Here is a 14664-nt window from a genome sequence, read left to right as displayed (position 1 = left end):
CGCTACGCTCGGCCACCCATGGCACTTCTATCGGAAGTGCCCGGTCCCGCAAGGGGGAGAAGGCTATCCGTGCCTTTCCTATAGATCGTTGTCCTATCCAATGCGCGCCATCACCATGCCGGCCGTCACGGTGGCACCAGCTTGGACTTCTTGCGCCAGCTTTCCGGTCCTGTGTGCCTTGACCTGCATTTCCATCTTCATCGCCTCCATCACGGCGACGACATCGCCCTCCGCGACCTCGGCGCCGTCTTCCACTTGCCAGGAGCGCAGTGTGCCGGCCATCGGCGCGACCACAGCATCGGGCGAGACTTCGGCTTGCATGGCTGCTGCCGGCGCCGCTGATGGCACGGCCTGGAGGCCGCCCAGCAAGGCGGGGGGCAGACCCAGAGTGACGCGCCGGCCGTCGATCTCCACGGCGGTGCGCAGCAATGTCGCCGCCGGCAGCGGTTCTGGCCGCGTGGCGGCTGCAAGGGTGGCGGCAAAGTCGGTCTCGATCCAGCGGGTGTGGACCTTGAAATCCCGCTCACCGGTAAAGTCGGTATGGCCGATCACCGTGCGATGGAAGGGCAGGACCGAGGCGACCCCCTCGATGCGGAACTCGGCGAGGGCGCGCCGGGCTCGCGCAATGGCCTCGCCCCGCGTCGCGCCGGTGACGATGAGCTTGGCCATCAGGGAATCGAAGCTGCCGGGAATGGTCGAGCCGGTGGTGACGCCGGTATCCAGGCGGACGCCGGGGCCGGAGGGCGGCTCGAAGGCGGTGATGAGGCCCGGCGTCGGCAGGAAGCCGCGTCCGACATCCTCGGCATTGATGCGGAACTCCAGGGCATGGCCTCGTGGCGCGGGCGTTTCGCTGATGCTGAGAGGATGACCGTCGGCGACGCGCAACTGCTCGAGCACCAGATCGATGCCGGCCGTCTCCTCGGTTACCGGATGCTCCACCTGCAGACGGGTGTTGACCTCCAGGAAGGAGATCGCATCCGAGGCGCTCAGCAGGAATTCCACCGTGCCGGCGCTGACATAGCCGGCCTTGGCGCAGATATCGCGCGCCGCCTGGTGAATGCGGGCGCGCTGCTCGTCGCTGAGGAAGGGCGCCGGGGCTTCTTCCACCAGCTTCTGGTTACGGCGCTGCAGCGAGCAGTCGCGCGTGCCGAGCACCACGACATTGCCATGGCTGTCGGCGATCACCTGCGCTTCGATATGGCGGGGGCGATCGAGATATTGCTCGACGAAGCATTCGCCGCGGCCGAAGGCGGTGACGGCCTCGCGTACGGCCGAGTCATAGAGTTCGGCGACCTCGTCCATGCGCCAGGCGACTTTCAGCCCGCGCCCGCCGCCACCGAAGGCGGCCTTGATGGCGATCGGCAGGCCGTGCTGTTCGGCAAAGGCGAGAACTTCGTCAGGGCCACCAACGGGATCGGCGGTGCCGGCGACCAGGGGCGCTCCGACCGCCATGGCGAGCTTGCGGGCCTGTACCTTGTCGCCCAATTGCTCGATGGCCGATGGAGGCGGGCCGATCCAGGTCAGGCCGGCATCGATGACGGCCTGCGCAAAACCGGCGCGCTCGGAGAGGAAGCCATAGCCTGGATGCACGGCATCGGCGCCGCTGCGGCGGGCGATGGCGATGAGCTTGTCGATGTCGAGATAGGTCTCGGCTGGCTTGTCGCCTTCCAGACCATAGGCCTCGTCCGCCATGCGGGCGTGCAGCGCGTCGATGTCGGCATCGGCATAGACCGCGACCGAGGCGACGCCGTAATCGGCGCAGGCCCGTATCACGCGCACGGCGATCTCGCCTCGATTGGCGATCAGGACCTTCTTGATGGGCATTATCGTCCCCTTGAGCAAAGCGCGTTAAAGCGGAAAGGCTTGTTTACTCTGGTTTTTTGGTTCGACGCGCCTTTGCGACTCCAGGCGATTCCGCCAGGTCGCAAGACGCTTCGGCAAATTGGGTGATCGGCCGGAAACGGATCTGCCCTCCGATGGGAATCTGGCCGGCGCGGTCGAGATGGTAGGGGGCGACCGCCGCGATGACGGGATAGCCGCCGGTCAGCGGATGATCGGCGAGGAACAACACCGGCTGGCCTGAGGGCGGCACCTGGACCGAGCCCTGGATCGTGCCCTCGCTCGGCAGTTCCTTGCCCTCGCTCGCCGGCGCGCGCTTCAGCGCCCGCTCGCCGTAGAGGCGGATGCCGATGCGATTGGACTGGGGCGTCACCGACCAGGACTGGTTCGCAAAATCCTCGAGCGCTGCCTCGGAGAGCCAGTCGCTGCGCGGCCCCATGACGACGTCGAGAATGACGGGTTCGCCGAGCCTAGGCAGCACGGGTGGCACATCCGGCAACGCCGTCACGGCGCCGGGCGGCGGCGCGAGCCCGGATAGGCGATCGCCGACCACGACGGCCGGCGGCCCGATCTGGGCGAGCGTGTCGGTGGCGGCGCTGCCCAGTACCGGGGCAATGGCGAAACCGCCACGCACGGCGAGGTAAAAGCGCATGCCGGCCTGCGGTTCCCCGAAATGCAGTCTGTCGCCGGTGGCAAGCGCGATGGCGGCGTGACGCGGTACGGGGTGGCAGGAGCCTTCGGCGGTGGTCAAAGTGAGCGGCCCGTCGGCACCGGTGACGGCGACCACCGTTTCGCCGAGGCAGAGAAGTTCGCAGCCGCCATAGACGATCTCGAGGCCTGGCAGTGGGCCGGGGTTGCCGACCAGCCGGTTGGCACTGCGCAGGGCGGCGCGGTCCATGGCGCCGGAAACGCTGACACCCTGCCGCGCCTGGCCGGGGCGACCCAGATCCTGGAACAGCATCTGGGGGCTTGGCTTGATGACCTCGAAGAGGGGGAGGCGGGGTCGTTTCCCTCACCCCCGGCCCCTCTCCCCACCGGGGAGAGGGGGTGGGGGCTCTTACCTTCGCCGACCTCGACGAAGCGCACACGGTCGCCGGGCTGCAGCAGAGCGGGGCGCTCGCGTGCAAGGTCCCACATCGGCAGGTCCGTCACGCCGATGATCTGCCAGCCGCCGGGGCTCGCCTGCGGATAGACGGCGCTGAAGCGGCCGGCGAGGCCGACGGAGCCTGCGGCCAAGCGCGGGCGCGGCGTGGCACGCCGGGGCAGATCGAAGCTCGGATGGCCGCCGCTGAGATAGGCAAAACCCGGTGCGAAGCCGGTGAAGGCCACTGCGTATTCGCTGCCGGTATGGCGCCGGATCACCTCCTCGACCGGAATTTTGAGGAAATCGGCGACTTCGGCGAGATCCTCCCCATCGTAGCGGACCGGGATCTCGATCAGAGTGCCGCTTTGTTCGACATCGGCACCGAGGCGTCGCTGGCCGATGGCGGTGATCAGGTCCCGTTGCGTGATCGCCGCTGGACGGTAGCGCACCAGCAGGGTCCGGGCCGCGGGCACGATATCCTCGATGCCGGCGATGGGCTCGGCGCGCAGGGAGGCCTGCAAAGCCAATGTCTGCGGCAGGTCTGGGAGCTCAACCATGAGGGCATCGAGATTGACCGGCAGGAAGCGCATCAACGCTCTCCGCCCGTAGAGGCCATGAAGGAGCGAATGGCTACGCCCGATCGCTCCAGCAAGGCGCGGATTTCGCGTGCCATGGCGACGGCGCCGGGGCTGTCGCCATGGACGCAGATCGAATCTGCCTCGATGCGGACCGCGCTGCCGTCGATCGCGGGAACCGTGCCTTCCGTCACCAGGTGGAGCATGCGCGCCGCCACCTCCTGCGGGTCGTGCAGCACCGCGCCGGGCTCGCGGCGCGACACCAGCGAGCCATCGGGCATATAGCCCCTGTCTGCGAAGGCCTCGGCGACCACGGTGAGGCCGGCGGCGCGGGCCCATCCGATGAGGGAAGATCCGGCCAGGGCCACCAGCGTGAGCTCGGGATCGATCTGCCGGATCGCCTCGATGATGGCCTCGGCCTGCCGCCGGTCCTTGGCGATGGTGTTGTAGAGGGCGCCATGTGGCTTGACATAGCGCACGGTGGTGCCGGCAGCGGTGGCCAGGCCCTTGAGCGCGCCGATCTGGTAGATGGCGTCGGCGATCAGGTCCTCGCTGGCGACATCCATGTCGCGCCGCCCGAAGCCGCCGAGATCGGGATAGGCGATGTGCGCCCCGACCGTCACGCCCTTGGCCTTGGCGGCCCGCAGCGTGGCGAGGATGCCGGTGGGATCGCCGGCATGAAAGCCGCAGGCCACATTGGCGCTGGAGACGATGCCGAGCACCGCCTCGTCATCACCCATGCGCCAGGCGCCGAAGCTTTCGCCGAGATCGCTGTTGAGGTCGATGTTCATGGCACGAAGCTCCCGATAATTTTTGCTGCTCAGATGCCTGGCGGCTCAATGGATTTGTCCGCCACTCTCTCGCACGTCCTCTTGGACGGTGAGGGCGGTGTGCGTGAGATGTCTGATAGCCTCGACCTGCGTCCCCAGCGCCAAGCTCGGCAGTCCAGGCCGGCGTGCGGCATGCTCGGGCAGACAGGGCACGTGCACGAACCCGCCTCGCGTCTTGGCGAGTGGGCGTTGTGTCGCCAGCCGATGCATCAGGGCGTAGAAGATGTGGTTGCACACGAAGGTGCCGGCGGAGTTGGACAGCGAGGCCGGCAGCCCCGCCGCCCGGAGGTCCCGCACGATCGCCTTGACCGGCAGGGAAGAAAAATAGGCGGCCGGCGCACCTGATATCACCGGGATATCGATCGGCTGGCGGCCTTCATTGTCGGGAATGCGCGCATCGTCGAGATTAACAGCCACGCGCTCGGGCGTGATCTCGGGCCGCCCGCTCGCCTGCCCGAGGCTGACGACGAGACGGGGCTGCCATTGCCTCAGAGCCTCGTCCAGTCGCTCGATGGCTGCCCCGAACACGCAGGGCAATTGCACGGCGCGGACGCGAGCTCCCTTGCAGATCCAGCCGTCCAACGCCCGGGCAATCTCCCAGGAGGCGTTGGTCTCATCGTCTTCGAACGCCTCGAAGCCGGTGATCAACACGTTTGGCGGCGTCTTGTCTGGCGGCTTTTTGGGGCTCATGACGGCTTTCCGCGAATAATGTCCTACAGGGGCATCAGGACATAGAGCAGTACGATATTGGCGGCGAGCAGGGCTAGCGCCGTCGGAATTTGCGCACGGATGACCGCGTTCTTGTCGATTTCCAGGAGCGCGGCCGGCACGATGTTGAAATTGGCGGCCATGGGGGTCATCAGCGTACCGCAATAGCCCGACAGCATGCCGATGGCGGCGATGACCGCCGGATTGCCGTGATAGACACCGATCAGGACCGGCACGGCGACCCCGCCCGTCATCACCGGGAAGGCGGCGAAGCCATTGCCCATGATCACGGTAAACAATGCCATGCCGACGACATAGAGGGCGACTGCCACCAGGCGCAGGTCCATGTTGACATAGCTGGTGGTGAGATGGGCGACCGCCTTGCCGACGCCGGCATCGGAGAAGACCAGGCCAAGCATACCCAGCATCTGGGGCAGGACCAGGGCCCAGCCGAGCGCATCGGTGAGACGGCGGGATTCGCGCAGGCCCTGTGCCGGCGTTTCGCGCGTCAGCCAGCAGGCGAGCCCCAGCGCGACGATACAGGCGAGGCCGAGGGCGAGCAGGGTGGTATTCTTGGGATCGAACAGCGGCGTGCCGCCGATGGTGACGTAATGGCCCGAAAGCGTGATCGCCACGGTCAGCAGCGGAATGGCGAGCGCCGGCACGAACAGCTTGTTGCCGAGCCGCTTTGCACTGGCCGCCGCTTCGGCGACGCTAGGAATGCTGTGGTGGCCGGCGCCGACTCCGCCGAGCCCCGCGATCAGCGCCAGAGCGGCAACACCCACGCCGACCACGGCCGGCGGCAGGAAATCTCCGACCAGAAAGGCCAACGCATAGAGACCCCAGAACAGGGCACTGCTGAAGCGTTTGGGATGGTTGCGGTCGGCCAGGGTCATGGCGGCTGTGACGGCCAGGATTGCCCCGACGAGATAGAACAGGTGGGAAAGCGAGAGGATCATGTCAGCCCTCCGACTGCGTTTCAGGCCGCAGGCCGGTTTCGGACGGCGCTTCGGCCAGCTCGCGGGCGATAGCCGCATCGAGGCGAGACAGTCGGAACGCATGAATGACAAAGGCGGTGGCAGCAGTGGGAATGCCCCATAGGGCGACATGGAGCGGCTCGACCTCGACGCCAGCCTCCCTCAGGAATGTCGTCATGAGCACGATGGCGCCGAAAGCGACGAAGATGTCCTCGCCGAAAAACAGGCCGACATTGTCGGTAGCGGCCGCAAAGGCCCTGATCTTATGGCGCACGCGCTCGGTGAGCGAGCCATGCCGAACCTCGGCCGCACCCTCCGCCATGGGCGCGATCAGCGGCCTTACCATCTGGGGATGGCCGCCAAGACTGGTCAAGCCCACCGCAGCGGTCAATTGCCGGGCGGCCAGATAGACGATGAGGAGGCGGCCCGATGTCGCCGAGCGGATCTTGCTGATCCAGGCCTGTGCATGCTGGCGCAGGCCATGGCGTTCAAGCAGGCCGACCACGGCGAGCGGGAGCAGCAGGATCACCGCCAGATTGCGCGTTTTCAGGAAGCCGGTGCCGATGGCCGAGAGAACCTGCAGCGGCGGAAAGCTCGCCGCGAGAGCCGTGCCGATGGCGGCAACGATCACGACGAGCATGGGATTGAAGCGCAGGACGAAGCCCACGACGATGATGGCCACGCCAATGAGGGGCCATAGGCTGATGTCACTAGGCACGGTGTTCGCTCCCCGGGGACATTGGATGGTCTGGAAATATGATCGGTTCTTGTAGGGTGATATTTTCCGATCTGTCGGCAATATCCTCTAAATTGATGGCTTGATCAAGCATTTTGATTGAACGTAACACTAATATTGTTCAACAATATGTCGATGCTCCCGAGCGATCAAAAAGCGGGGCCGAAAGGGCAGGCGCCAGGTCTGCCCAATCCGCAGCCGGTGGCAGGTGAGCTTTAGTCTGCGCAGGGATGGCCTTGTGTGGCTCGCCGGCCAGCGCATCTTCCGCGCAAAGGGGAGCTCCACGGTCCATCCCTGTCGAGATCTTGGCGCTGCCTCGTTGTGAATCCCCAGGATTGCCCTACAATCCAGCCCGGCGTCATGGACAGTCGGAATGGTAGCGTTGAGTGAAGATCGGACAATGGCACCAGGCACCGCCCATGACCCCGCCGGGTGATCCCCGTCCCGCGGCATTCGCCCTGACGCTCGGCGAACGCGTCGCCGAGCAATTGCGGCGCAAGATCACCCAAGGCGAACTCGCGCCCGGGCAGCGGCTGTCCGAGCAGGCGCTCAGCGATGATCTTGCCATTTCCCGCAACACGCTGCGCGAGGTCTTCCGGGTGCTGACGAAGGATGGCTTGCTCAGGCATGTTCCCAATCGCGGTGTGTTCGTGGCGGTGCCGAGCATCGCCTCGATCATCGACATCTACCGGGTCCGGCGCCTGATCGAGTGTCAGGCTCTCGCGCAGGCCTATCCGCGTCATCCTGCCAAGAAGCGCATGCGCGATGCATTCGAAGAGGCCATGCGTTGCCGGGTGGCGGATGACTGGCCTGGAGTGGGTACCGCCAACATGGCCTTTCATATGGCCGTAGTGGAACTGGCCGACAGCGAAAGGTTGAACCTGTTGTTCGCCCAGGTCCTGGCCGAGCTGCGGCTCGCCTTCGGCATGCTGCAGGATGCCGAATTCCTGCACGCTCCCTTCGTCGACAGGAACCTCGCCATTCTCGAACTGGCTGAAGCTGGCAGTTTCGAAAAGGCGGCGGCATTGCTCGGCGATTACCTCGTCCATTCCGAGCGCCTGGTCCTTGCCGTCTATGCGCGGCGCCTGGCTGATGGCAGCATCGGTGACTTGTAAGTGATCGGACGCGTCAGCGCCTGACGCCCAGTCTCGCCAGCACTTCGGGCGGTATCTTGAGCTCGCGGATGACACCGCCATGGGAGGCCATGCCCATCAGCTCCCTCTGGATGAAATAGCCATAGACCGCGTCGACGGCCTCGGCCAACAGATTTGGGCGGTCTGGATCGTCGGGCGCCGCACGCAGCAGCGCCGCCATGGCCCGGCCGACGGCCTCGCCCGCGCGCCCCAGCGATGCGGCCTTCTCCACGTGGATTTCGGCGCCGAGGACATCGAGGGCTGTACGCGCGGCAGCAGGGGAGAGGTTCTGGGGCAGGCGAATGCTCATGCCGGCATTCTGCCGCCGCCTGGAACGCTTGTCGATATCGTCGAGCGGCAAACTGGCGCCGGGAAGCCCTGGGGGCGAGGGTGCTGCCGGCGCCTGTCCCTTTTGGAACAGCGAGTGCCTTCTCCCAAGGTCAATTATGGGCTGGCAGCGTGCCTGCTGCCCGGTTCAGTCTTCATGAGGGATGTGACATGGAGCTTCCCCTTGCAGCGCAGACCCCCTTTCAGCGTCTGCGCCCGCCATTGGCGGGCCTTGTCCTTGGCATTCTGCCTCTCTGGCTGTTCGTGGGGACCTCCGAGAGCTTCTCGGTGAACGGGCAATTGGTCTCGCAGTCGCGCTTCAACATTCTCGGCCTTGTGCTGGCCGGCATCGGCCTGGCCATCACGGCCAGGCTCTTATGGAATGACGGGCCTTGGGCGCAGCGCTGGTTGCCGCGAACGGCGCTTGCCGCAGTCGCGGCCGCGATTTGCCTGGTCCAGCTTGCCTATTCGGTCGGCATCGTCGATCTCGACCGCTTCCTCGGCAGCGCCTGAGGCGCACCCAAGACAGATCCGCGACTACACCGCGCCCGCCGCCGCACGGCCAGCCTGCCGGCCGCTGAACAGGCAGCCGCCGAGGAAGGAGCCTTCCAGGGCCCGATAGCCGTGCATGCCACCACCGCCGAACCCGGCGGCTTCGCCGGCGGCATAAAGACCGGGCAGAGGAGCGAGATCCTCGCCGAAGACCCGGCCGTCGAGATCGGTTTCCAGGCCTCCCAGAGTCTTGCGCGTGAGGATGTTGAGCTTGACCGCAATCAGGGGCCCGTGGGCGGGATCGAGCAAAGCGTGCGGCCGTGCCGTGCGGATCAGCCGGTCGCCGAGATAATGTCGGGCATTGCGGATAGCCATGATCTGGCCGTCCTTGCCGAAGCCGTTGGCAAGGTCGCGGTCGCGCGCCTCGATCAGCTGCCGTATCGCGGTGGCGTCGAGCAGGGGTTCTTTCGTCAGGGTGTTCATGCCGGCGACGAGGCGTTCGAGATCCTCGTCCACCACGAAATCGGCGCCATGCTGCTTGAAGGCCTCCACCGGTCCGGTCGCCCGCCGGCCGATGGCGCGGCGTAGCGTCAATTTCCAGTCGCGGCCGGTGAGGTCGGGGTTCTGCTCCGAGCCCGATAGTGCGAATTCCTTGCGGATGATGCTCTGGGTCAGGATGAACCAGCTATGGTCGAAGCCGGTGGTGCGTAAATGGGTCAGCGTTCCCAGTGTGTCGAAGCCCGGATAGAGCGGGCCGGGCAGGCGGTTGCCGCGCGCGTCGAGCCAGAGCGAGGAGGGACCGGGGAGGATGCGGATGCCGTGCCCGGGCCAGATCGGATCCCAGTTCCTGAGACCTTCGACATAGTGCCACATGCGGTCGCGATTGATCAGCCGTGCCCCGGCCTGTGCCGCGAGGGCGAGCATGCGCCCGTCGACATAAGCGGGGACACCGGTGACCATCGTCTCTGGTGGTTGGCCGAGGCGCCGCGGCCAATGGCGGCGCACCAGATCGAGGTCGCCGCCGATACCGCCGCTGGCGATGATCGTCACCGGTGCGGTCAGGGAGAAGTGACCCACCACCTCGCGTGATGTGGCGACCCCGCGTGGGACTTCGCTGGGAGCGAGCAGGCTGCCTTCCACGCCGGTGATCGCACCGCTGCTCCGAATCAGGCCGTCGACGCGATGGCGAAACCGCAGCGCCAGCCTGCCTTCCGATTCGGCCGCCAATGCGAGCCTTTCGAAAGGCTCGACCACGCCCGGACCCGTGCCCCAGGTGAGGTGGAAGCGCGGCACCGAATTGCCCGGGCCACCGGCACTGCCGCCGCCGCGTTCGGCCCAGCCGACGACCGGGAAAATCCGATGGCCCATCGCTCGCAGCCAGGCACGTTTCTCGCCGGCCGCGAAGGCGAGATAGGCCTCGGCCCAGCGTCGAGGCCAGTAATCCTCCTCGCGGTCGAAGGCTGCCGTGCCGATCCAGTCCTGCAAGGCGAGCTCGAAACTGTCCTTGATGCCGAGGCGGCGCTGTTCGGGGCTGTCGACCAGGAAGAGGCCGCCGAGCGACCAGAAGGCCTGGCCGCCCAGATTCTGGCGCGGCTCCTGGTCGAGCAGGATCACCCGCTTTCCGGTGGTGGTGAGCTCGGTGGCCGCGACCAGCCCGGCCAGGCCCGCCCCCACGACAATGGCATCCGCATCGGCCATCTTCCCTCCCGCGACTCGCGACATCAGACATCATGCTCTGAATGCCGCGACGGCAGAACCCGGTGAATGTGACGATCATGACGCGTGCATGGCGTAGAAAATGCGCGCGAGTCCGGTCTTCTCCCCGTTCGCGGCATCTTGCCCAGGCGACGTTCAGCGACTAAGTCGGTCTCATGGCCGATGCAAACGGGACATTGTCGAAGCTGCGCGCTGGGTTTTCGCGCCAGAGCCTCAAGGCGAAGGTGCTGACCGGCATCGGCGGTTTTGCAGCGGCGGCGATTTCGCTGGGCGCCTCGCTCTATCACCTGCGCAATCCCGAGCAAGTGCCGGTCATGACGGCCGGGCAGGCGGTCGAGGCGGGGCGCTGGCTCGTCACGCCGAACTCGGCCGCCCTCGCCACGGCGTTGCCCGACGGTCGCCCGATCAAGGCCGGGCGCCGGGCTGTGGTGCTCGAGCTCGTGGTCACCAACCGGACGGAGCGCACTTCCAATGCCGTCGCCGGCATCCTGAAGCTCAACAATGTGGCCAATGCCGAGGGACCGGATTTCTACCTCGTCCGCGACAAGGAGCGGCTGATGGATTTGCAGCCTCGCCTGCCGGAACGCCTGCAGGCCGTCTGGACCCTGCCGGGCGATGGTGCTTTGCCCAAGGCTCTGGAGCTCACCGTGGCCGGCGCGACCTTCAAGCCAAGGGACAATCTCTATGGTGCCCCGGGCTGGTTCAACCCGCATGACGTCGCGCGCGTGAGCGTACCGCTCAATGCCGCGGGGAGCCCGGGATGAAGAATGCCGCCGTCACCGTGGCGATCGTGCTGATCGGCATTGCCGTGCTGGCGCTGCTGCGCTGGACGACGCCTGGCTATGCCGTCCTCACTGGCCCGATCGAGACGGCCGGCCGGCAGGGGACGCGCGCCGGGACCAGCGAGTTCAGTCTCAAGGTGGACAGGCTGATCCTGTCCGAGCTGCTGATCTTCCAGCGCTATGGCAAGAGGGTCGAGCGTGGCACCGGCGGCATCTGGGCGGTGGTCGCCGCCGACGTGTCGGCCAAACAGCGCTCTCTGATGCTGGGTGGTGTCGCGTTTCGGGGAGCAAGCGGGCGGACCTATATGCAGAGCCCCCGGATCGAAGGCATGTCTCAGTTGCTCTCCGGCAAGGAATTGCAGCCCGGCCTGCAGCAGCGTGGCCTTTTCGTGTTCGAACTACCAGCCGATGAACTCGCGGGTGCGGAACTGGTGGTCTCGCGGGAAGTCTTTCCCCGACTCACATCCCAGCTCGCCGTAGCGCTGGACGAGGGCACCGCCATCCGTCGTACCGTCCTGGAGATCGGCCGTGACCCTCTCTGAACAGGCAACTCCCGAACGCCGGTCCGCGGCGCGCTGGTATTGGCGCAGCATGATTGCGATACCCGTGCTTTTTGTCGCCGTTTTCGTCTTCGGTGCCCGGGTCGACATCATGGACTATCTCGCTTCGCATGAGTTTCGTATCGCCACTGTCAAGCCGGGTGAGGCCGCTCCCTATGCCCGCGCTACCTGGTCGCTCGCATCGGCACAACTCGTCGATGGCGGCGAAGGCGCGCGGTTGCCCCTATCGAAAGACCGAAAGCTTCTCATTGTTCGCCTCAAGGCGGTACCTGACGGGAAGATCATCGATGAAGCGGATCGGCAGTCGGCCTGGATGGGCTGCAGCCTGACCCTGGTCGATGGCGGGGGGCAGCGCTGGAGCCCGCTATCCTTCGTCCTGTCCCGCGACATCAGCCGCGCGCTGGAGCCGACGGCGACGCCCGTTGCGGGGTGCCTGGAAGCCTCTCGCTCCATCGGGCTGGATGGCCAGCCAACTTTGGTCGAAGAAAAGTTCCTGATCCCGGCCGAGGCCGCTGCGGGGCTTTCTGCGCGCCTCTCCTTCCGTTCGGCCCTGCCGGACGCCCTCAGCTTCCCGCTGGAATTGCGCTGATCGGCCGACGGGCGCTACGCCACTGCCGTCCCTGAGCAAAGCCCGTCTCCAGTCCTGCGGCGAGCAGGGTGATCTTCAAGGGCATGACCAACGCTCCGTTGCCGGGCGCACTTGGACTGCCCAGCAAGATGGAGAGGGCATGGGCGATGATCTGCCAAAGGCCGATTTCATGCGGCCCGATCAGGCGTGCAGCACCGTACCAGGCCCAGGCCGCGCTCCAGTCGAGGAGACGGAAGGCGACGATGACGGTGACGACGAGGGTAAGGCCCGTGCCGAAGGTCAGGCCGACGCCCTCTGCAAGCGCGCGGTAGCGCTTGGCTGTACCAGCCACGAAATGGGTGAGAAAATCGCGCAAGAACTTGGGCAATCGGCCCCAATGCCCGATTGCTTTGCTCCAGCGACCTTCAACCGGCAGGCCTGCCCGGCCGATGTCATAGCCGTAGACCAGGGCGGCCAGCGTCAGCCAGACCATGGGATAGAGCGCATAGATAAACAGGGCCGACAGCATGTCGAACCACGAGGCGGGCGCATACTCCACGGGCGGTGCGATCGCCGCGGCTCGCGCGGCTGGGAACAGCCAGCCATTCAAGGTCTCGGGCAGGTGCGAGACCCACGCCATGATCTCATTGTGCCAGTTGGACAGCACATAGAGCGCAATGAAAGCCCAATTCGCTTCGCACACCACGATCAGAAACGGCCAGAACACATGTTTGGAGCGCTTGTGCATCTGCTTGGCGCCGAGCCGTACCAGCCAGGCGATGGCCACGGAGGCCAGAAGGAGCCAGCCGCCACTCACCTCGAGGATACGCGCGTTCTGACCAAAGGGGGTGAGGTCGAGCGCGAGCTTGGAATATTCGCGGACCGTGTCGCCGAGAAAGCCCCAGGCTGCGTAGAAGGCGAAGAAGGGAACCAAGGCCAGGGAGAGCGCCGTAGTGAAGCCGGCCGATTCTCCTTCGGGCCTGTCGGCTTGCGATGTTTCGGCGGCCTTGGCCGCGGCTTGCAGCGAGGGCAGTCCCGGTCGGACGATCTCGAACAGGGCGACGATCACCACCAGCTTGACCAGCACCACCAATGTGAGCGTCGAGAGCCCGGCCAGCTGGTTGAGGAAGCCGACACGCACGGCGATTTCGGTCAACACGTCCTCGGCCAGCACGCCAACCAGCCAGAGCGCCATCAAATGCGGCCAGTAGCGCCGCAGCAGCGCCATCCATGTGGGTGGAAGCTTGGCGAGCGCCGACAAATTTGCAACCTCACGATGCCGACACGCCGCGGTGCCCATTTCGGTGCGAACCATAGCAATCGAAGGCTGTGCTCGCCAAGGCCCTCGCATCTGCATCGGCACCACTGCCTCTAGAGCAAGGTGCGTTTAAGCCGAAACGCCCTAATCCTCGTCGGTGGACAGAATGTCCTTCGATCGATGGGCGATAGCCGTCCGGTTGATGACCTGCATCTGCTTCATGATTCTGCGGACATGCACCTTGACGGTGCTTTCGCTGATGCCGAGCTCTTTTCCTATTTGCGCATTGGTCTTGCCTTGCCGGATGGCGGCGACAATGGACAATTGCCGAGGCGTCAGGGGCTTCCATGCCTGTTTGCCGAACTTCGTTTCAGGCGGAACGAACGTTCCTCCCGCCAGGATGCGGTGTACTGCAAAGATCAGGTCGCTCACCGGCAGGGTGCTGGGGACATAACCTCTGGCCCCCAGATCGATAGCCTGGACGATGCTCGCCGCGTCGCTGGCATTTGCGAGCACCAGCACGGGAATGTGGGGGTCATTGGCGCGCGCGGTCGCCAGGGTCCTTGAGGCATCCATATACCCCCGGTCGTGCAGGATCACCAACCGCGTCTGCACGGGCGAAGAAGAAATGCCCCATTCATCTGCGGCAGAAAATACTTGTATTCTGTATTGTGGAAAATTCAGAGTAAGAATAAAATTGAGGCAATCTCGTATTAATACATTGCTGCTGATCAAGGCTATATTGCCAACATATTGCAGATCGCTCATGCAGATCCCTCAGTAAGTCTATTTTCCTCCTTGTTTCAAGGATAGTTAATATATTCTCATTGCCGAAGACATTCTTTAATAAAAGTATATAATTCACCTATATATTGTAATCTTCATAACTTCAATCCATTGAAATTAAGTCTTTAGGATTAGATTATTTTTGCACCAAAAGTAATATTTTACCCCGCATGATGTGTTAATCATACTATCCCGTTACCAGCCTATACTTTCGTGGCTTTCTTTGGGTCTCTCGTGCGGCTGCGTGCTGCGAAACCCCGCCGAGGCATCAAATTGACGCGCTTGCGGCAAAG

At 65.0% G+C, this 14664-nt stretch carries 16 protein-coding genes; 5 read left to right on the top strand and 11 right to left on the bottom strand.

Features of this window, described 5'->3' with window-relative positions:
- Window positions 1-93: 93 nt before the first annotated feature.
- The 7 genes from ACR9ZN_RS17440 to ACR9ZN_RS17410 are packed head-to-tail and all read right to left on the bottom strand — an operon-like array spanning window position 94 to window position 6731.
- The gene (locus ACR9ZN_RS17440) at window positions 94-1818 is read right to left on the bottom strand and encodes an acetyl/propionyl/methylcrotonyl-CoA carboxylase subunit alpha (protein ID WP_454816823.1); all 1725 of its coding nucleotides are present in this window, start codon (window positions 1816-1818) and stop codon (window positions 94-96) included.
- Between the two features lie 49 nt (window positions 1819-1867).
- On the bottom strand, window positions 1868-2704 hold the full coding sequence (locus tag ACR9ZN_RS17435) for a 5-oxoprolinase subunit C family protein (RefSeq protein ID WP_481274367.1): 837 nt from the start codon (window positions 2702-2704) through the stop codon (window positions 1868-1870).
- Entirely contained in the window at window positions 2587-3513 is a 927-nt protein-coding gene (locus tag ACR9ZN_RS17430) for a 5-oxoprolinase subunit B family protein (protein ID WP_481272775.1), read from the bottom strand. Before ACR9ZN_RS17430 ends, ACR9ZN_RS17435 begins: the two co-directional genes overlap by 118 nt.
- The gene (locus ACR9ZN_RS17425; RefSeq protein WP_481272774.1) at window positions 3513-4289 is read right to left on the bottom strand and encodes a LamB/YcsF family protein; all 777 of its coding nucleotides are present in this window, start codon (window positions 4287-4289) and stop codon (window positions 3513-3515) included. The genes ACR9ZN_RS17430 and ACR9ZN_RS17425 overlap by 1 nt, the downstream gene beginning before the upstream one ends.
- A gap of 45 nt (window positions 4290-4334) precedes the next feature.
- On the bottom strand, window positions 4335-5018 hold the full coding sequence (gene pcp, locus ACR9ZN_RS17420; protein WP_434957726.1) for a pyroglutamyl-peptidase I: 684 nt from the start codon (window positions 5016-5018) through the stop codon (window positions 4335-4337).
- Window positions 5019-5041: 23 nt separating this feature from the next.
- Window positions 5042-5995 carry a DUF979 domain-containing protein gene (locus ACR9ZN_RS17415; RefSeq protein ID WP_481272773.1) on the bottom strand — a complete coding sequence of 318 codons (954 nt, stop codon included), beginning with the start codon at window positions 5993-5995 and terminating at the stop codon, window positions 5042-5044.
- A 1-nt stretch (window position 5996) separates the two neighbouring features.
- The gene (locus ACR9ZN_RS17410) at window positions 5997-6731 is read right to left on the bottom strand and encodes a DUF969 domain-containing protein (RefSeq protein ID WP_441770371.1); all 735 of its coding nucleotides are present in this window, start codon (window positions 6729-6731) and stop codon (window positions 5997-5999) included.
- Window positions 6732-7168: 437 nt separating this feature from the next.
- Between ACR9ZN_RS17410 and ACR9ZN_RS17405 the strand changes: the two genes are divergently transcribed.
- Window positions 7169-7864 (top strand): GntR family transcriptional regulator, encoded by a 696-nt coding sequence (locus ACR9ZN_RS17405; protein ID WP_441770372.1) that lies wholly within the window; start codon window positions 7169-7171, stop codon window positions 7862-7864.
- 13 nt (window positions 7865-7877) lie between these two features.
- Here the strand turns inward: ACR9ZN_RS17405 and ACR9ZN_RS17400 are convergent, their stop codons facing one another.
- Window positions 7878-8192: a DUF6665 family protein gene (locus tag ACR9ZN_RS17400; protein ID WP_481272772.1), complete on the bottom strand. Its 315-nt coding sequence runs from the start codon at window positions 8190-8192 to the stop codon at window positions 7878-7880.
- A gap of 188 nt (window positions 8193-8380) precedes the next feature.
- Between ACR9ZN_RS17400 and ACR9ZN_RS17395 the strand changes: the two genes are divergently transcribed.
- On the top strand, window positions 8381-8722 hold the full coding sequence (locus tag ACR9ZN_RS17395; protein WP_481272771.1) for a hypothetical protein: 342 nt from the start codon (window positions 8381-8383) through the stop codon (window positions 8720-8722).
- Between the two features lie 24 nt (window positions 8723-8746).
- Here the strand turns inward: ACR9ZN_RS17395 and ACR9ZN_RS17390 are convergent, their stop codons facing one another.
- Entirely contained in the window at window positions 8747-10399 is a 1653-nt protein-coding gene (locus tag ACR9ZN_RS17390; protein WP_481272770.1) for an FAD-binding dehydrogenase, read from the bottom strand.
- A gap of 173 nt (window positions 10400-10572) precedes the next feature.
- On the opposite strand from ACR9ZN_RS17390, the gene ACR9ZN_RS17385 reads away from it, so the two are divergent.
- The 3 genes from ACR9ZN_RS17385 to ACR9ZN_RS17375 are packed head-to-tail and all read left to right on the top strand — an operon-like array spanning window position 10573 to window position 12348.
- Complete coding sequence (locus ACR9ZN_RS17385; RefSeq protein WP_481272769.1) at window positions 10573-11181, top strand: hypothetical protein; 609 nt, start codon at window positions 10573-10575, stop codon at window positions 11179-11181.
- On the top strand, window positions 11178-11741 hold the full coding sequence (locus tag ACR9ZN_RS17380; RefSeq protein ID WP_481272768.1) for a hypothetical protein: 564 nt from the start codon (window positions 11178-11180) through the stop codon (window positions 11739-11741). The genes ACR9ZN_RS17385 and ACR9ZN_RS17380 overlap by 4 nt, the downstream gene beginning before the upstream one ends.
- Window positions 11728-12348, top strand: coding sequence for a hypothetical protein (locus ACR9ZN_RS17375; protein WP_454815364.1), 621 nt, complete (start codon window positions 11728-11730; stop codon window positions 12346-12348). The genes ACR9ZN_RS17380 and ACR9ZN_RS17375 overlap by 14 nt, the downstream gene beginning before the upstream one ends.
- Here the strand turns inward: ACR9ZN_RS17375 and ACR9ZN_RS17370 are convergent.
- Window positions 12323-13588: a hypothetical protein gene (locus ACR9ZN_RS17370; RefSeq protein ID WP_481272767.1), complete on the bottom strand. Its 1266-nt coding sequence runs from the start codon at window positions 13586-13588 to the stop codon at window positions 12323-12325. The two genes, ACR9ZN_RS17375 and ACR9ZN_RS17370, sit on opposite strands and share 26 nt — an antisense overlap.
- A gap of 141 nt (window positions 13589-13729) precedes the next feature.
- On the bottom strand, window positions 13730-14353 hold the full coding sequence (locus ACR9ZN_RS17365) for a response regulator transcription factor (protein WP_454815360.1): 624 nt from the start codon (window positions 14351-14353) through the stop codon (window positions 13730-13732).
- Between the last annotated feature and the right edge of the window lie 311 nt (window positions 14354-14664).

The organism is Labrys sp. HAY1-8F, assembly GCF_056754975.1.
Note: the sequence above shows the minus strand (reverse complement) of the source record. Positions and strands in the feature narration are given on the sequence as shown.

Bases quoted from the DNA above. Each gene is read 5' to 3' on its own strand.
- ACR9ZN_RS17430 (WP_481272775.1), bottom strand. From the start codon at position 3,513: ATGCGCTTCCTGCCGGTCAATCTCGATGCCCTCATGGTTGAGCTCCCA.
- ACR9ZN_RS17425 (WP_481272774.1), bottom strand. From the start codon at position 4,289: ATGAACATCGACCTCAACAGCGATCTCGGCGAAAGCTTCGGCGCCTGG.
- pcp (WP_434957726.1), bottom strand. From the start codon at position 5,018: ATGAGCCCCAAAAAGCCGCCAGACAAGACGCCGCCAAACGTGTTGATC.
- ACR9ZN_RS17415 (WP_481272773.1), bottom strand. From the start codon at position 5,995: ATGATCCTCTCGCTTTCCCACCTGTTCTATCTCGTCGGGGCAATCCTG.
- ACR9ZN_RS17405 (WP_441770372.1), top strand. From the start codon at position 7,169: ATGACCCCGCCGGGTGATCCCCGTCCCGCGGCATTCGCCCTGACGCTC.
- ACR9ZN_RS17400 (WP_481272772.1), bottom strand. From the start codon at position 8,192: ATGAGCATTCGCCTGCCCCAGAACCTCTCCCCTGCTGCCGCGCGTACA.
- ACR9ZN_RS17395 (WP_481272771.1), top strand. From the start codon at position 8,381: ATGGAGCTTCCCCTTGCAGCGCAGACCCCCTTTCAGCGTCTGCGCCCG.
- ACR9ZN_RS17390 (WP_481272770.1), bottom strand. From the start codon at position 10,399: ATGGCCGATGCGGATGCCATTGTCGTGGGGGCGGGCCTGGCCGGGCTG.
- ACR9ZN_RS17385 (WP_481272769.1), top strand. From the start codon at position 10,573: ATGGCCGATGCAAACGGGACATTGTCGAAGCTGCGCGCTGGGTTTTCG.
- ACR9ZN_RS17380 (WP_481272768.1), top strand. From the start codon at position 11,178: ATGAAGAATGCCGCCGTCACCGTGGCGATCGTGCTGATCGGCATTGCC.
- ACR9ZN_RS17365 (WP_454815360.1), bottom strand. From the start codon at position 14,353: ATGAGCGATCTGCAATATGTTGGCAATATAGCCTTGATCAGCAGCAAT.